The following is a 2,793-nucleotide window of genomic DNA, read 5'->3' on the forward strand; positions in this document are numbered from 1 at the left end:
GCCGGCCGCGTCGGCGCGGCGCACGACGTCGGCGTCGCGCGCCTGCGCGCCGACGGGCAGCTCGACACGGCCTATGCGAACCAGGGCCGGCTGAGCTTCGATCTCGGCGGCCAGGAAAACCTGCTCGACCTGCAGGTCGACGCGCAACAGCGCGCCTGGCTGCTGGTCGCGCGCAGCGGCGGTGCCACGCTCGTGCGCCTGACGCCGGCCGGCGCCTTCGACGCGGGCTTCGGCGACGGCGGCAAGCTCGCGCTGGCCAACGACATCGCCGTGCTTGGCTTCGCGCTCGACGGCCAGGGCCGCATCCTGCTCGGCGGCGTGCACTACGGCCAGGTGCATTACGAGATGGCCGTGCGGCGCCTGCGCGCCGACGGCAGCATCGACGGCAATTTCGGCAGCCAGGGGCTGACACTGGTCTCGCCGGATCTGCGCGCGAACGTACAGAAACTCGCCGTGCTCGCCGACGGACGCATTCTCGCCGTCGGCAACAGCAGCGGCGGCGCCTCGATCGCGAACATCGGCCGCATGACCGTCGCGCGCCTGCTCGACGACGGCCACCTCGACACGAGCTACGGCACCGGCGGCGTGCGCGTGATCGACTTCGCCGGCGAGGAACGCTCGATCTCGTATCCGGACACGCGCATCGCGCTCGGCGCCGACGGCAAGCTGACGATCGCGCGTTCCGTCATCGAACCCGTCGCGGCGATACGCCTGGCGCGCCTGCTGCCCGACGGCCAGCCGGACGCGGGCTTCGCGCCGGACGGCAAGCGCACCGCGCTGCAGGGCAGCTATTACCTGCAGACCCTCGCGCGCGTGTTCGCGACGCCGACGCGGCTGCTGGTCGCCGGCGTCTACAACCAGAACAGCCAGCGCACGTTCTACGCGACGGCCTGGCGCGACGGCGACTCGATCTTCCGCGGCGGCCCGCTCTGAACGGCAACGCCGGCAGTCCTGTACGGCCGTGCCGACGGCAAAGCCGTTCCGATTCCATCCTCGGCCGCGCAGCCGCGGCGCGGCGCCCATACGCAAGGAAAGCCTAAAAAGCCCTGTGCCTGCTCGCCGCCGCGCTGATCGCGCCGCTCTACCTCCACGCCGCCGACGGCGACCCCGACCTCGGCTTCGCCGGCGGAACGCTCGCGACCCAGCCGGTACCGACGACGCAGTTCGAGAACTACGATCCCGCGGCCGCGCTCGCCGGCTTCAGCACCGCGAGCACGGCCACGCGCTTCGCGGTCGCGAAATTCCGCAGCGACGGCAACGTCGACACGGGTTTCGGCGAGTCCGGTCTGGCCCAGGTCGATTTCAGCCATGGCGCCGCCGACTGTCCGGCCTACGCCCACGGCATCGCCGCGCTGAGCGACGGCCGCTGGCTCGTCGCCGGCCGCGTCGGCCCGTCCTGCACCATCGGCCTCGCGCGCCTGCTGCCCGACGGCCAGCCCGACGCGGCGTTCGCCGCGCAGGGCAAGCGCACCCTGCTGCAGAACGTCTACACAGCGCTGACCGTGGGCCAGGTACTGACGACGCCGACGCGGCTGCTGCTCGCCGGCACCTACGTCGCATCGCCGACGCGCACGTTCTACGCGGCGGCCTGGCACGACGGCGACGGCATTTTCCGCAACGGCCTGCAATGACCCGGGCGCCGCCGGCGGCGGCGTTCGCGAATCCCGTCGCCGGCGCCACCTCTCGACCTTTGCGCGCGCGCGCGGCAGGATCGGGGCTCCGTTCCTGCCGAGACCGCACCGCATGGCCGTTGTCGCCGTCGATCCGAATGCGCCCGACTTCGTGCGCCGCTACGTCAACCTGGCCGATGCGCGCCTCGGCGCCGCGGCGCTCGCCGCGAGCGACGACTTCTTCGCCGACAAGTCGCGCATGCTCAATCCCGAACCGGCCGTATTCGTGCCGGGCAAGTACGACGAGCACGGCAAATGGATGGACGGCTGGGAATCACGGCGCAAGCGCGGGCCCGGCCACGACTGGTGCGTCGTGCGCCTCGCGCGACCCGGCCAGGTGCACGGCATCGACCTCGACACCAGCCACTTCACCGGCAACTACCCGCCGGCCGCTTCGGTCGAGGCCTGCTACCTGATCGGCAGCGATCCCAACGCGCAGACCGAATGGACGCCGCTGCTGCCGGCTGTGAACCTGTCCGGCAACAGCCATCACTATTTCGCGATCGGCGACGAAACGCCGTGCACGCATCTGCGCGTGAATCTCTATCCCGACGGCGGTCTCGCGCGCCTGCGCGTCTACGCGACGCCGCAGTTCGGCGGCGAAGCCGAAGACGACGGCCTCGTCGACCTGGCCAGCGCGCTGAACGGCGCGCACGTCGTGGCCGCGAACAACGAGCACTTCGGACCGGCCAGCCGGCTGCTGCTGCCGGGCCGCGGCCTGAACATGGGCGACGGCTGGGAGACGCGGCGCCGGCGCGAGCCCGGCAGCGACTGGTGCATCGTCGCGCTGGCCCTGCCCGGCGTGATCGAGGCCGTTGAAATCGACACCGCGCATTTCAAGGGCAACTATCCCGACCGCTGCTCGCTGGCCGGCGCCCACGTCGCCGCGGGCACGCCGCAGTCGCTGATCACCCAGGCCATGTTCTGGCCGCTGCTGCTGCCCGAGCAGAAACTGCAGATGGATCACCAGCATTTCTTCCGCGACGAGATCCGCGCGCACGGGCCGGTCACGCACGTGCGCTTCGACATCCATCCGGACGGCGGCGTGTCGCGGCTGCGCCTGCGCGGCAGGCCCGCATGACGCGGCCGCTGCGCGCGCGTCCCTGCAGCACGGCCCCGCGGC

Annotated in this window: 3 protein-coding genes and 1 pseudogene; all 4 read left to right on the top strand. The window is 71.9% G+C overall.

The window, feature by feature from the left end; genetic code table 11:
- Positions 1 to 933: NHL repeat-containing protein (locus tag NON22_RS22720; RefSeq protein WP_257389269.1), on the top strand; the 933-nt coding region annotated here is incomplete at its 5' end.
- Positions 934 to 1,070: 137 nt separating this feature from the next.
- Positions 1,071 to 1,439: pseudogene (locus tag NON22_RS25040) on the top strand (NHL repeat-containing protein); the annotation flags it as partial.
- A gap of 63 nt (positions 1,440 to 1,502) precedes the next feature.
- A complete protein-coding gene (locus NON22_RS22730; protein WP_257389271.1) occupies positions 1,503 to 1,631 on the top strand; it encodes a hypothetical protein in 129 nt (42 codons plus the stop codon).
- 112 nt (positions 1,632 to 1,743) lie between these two features.
- Positions 1,744 to 2,751, top strand: a complete 1,008-nt coding sequence (alc, locus tag NON22_RS22735) for an allantoicase (protein ID WP_257389272.1) — start codon at positions 1,744 to 1,746, stop codon at positions 2,749 to 2,751.
- Positions 2,752 to 2,793 lie beyond the last annotated feature (42 nt).

It is taken from the genome of Tahibacter caeni (genome assembly GCF_024609805.1).
Lineage (GTDB): Bacteria > Pseudomonadota > Gammaproteobacteria > Xanthomonadales > Rhodanobacteraceae > Tahibacter > Tahibacter caeni.

Excerpts from the sequence above, each read along its gene's own strand:
- alc (WP_257389272.1), top strand. The coding sequence starts at position 1,744 with ATGGCCGTTGTCGCCGTCGATCCGAATGCGCCCGACTTCGTGCGCCGC.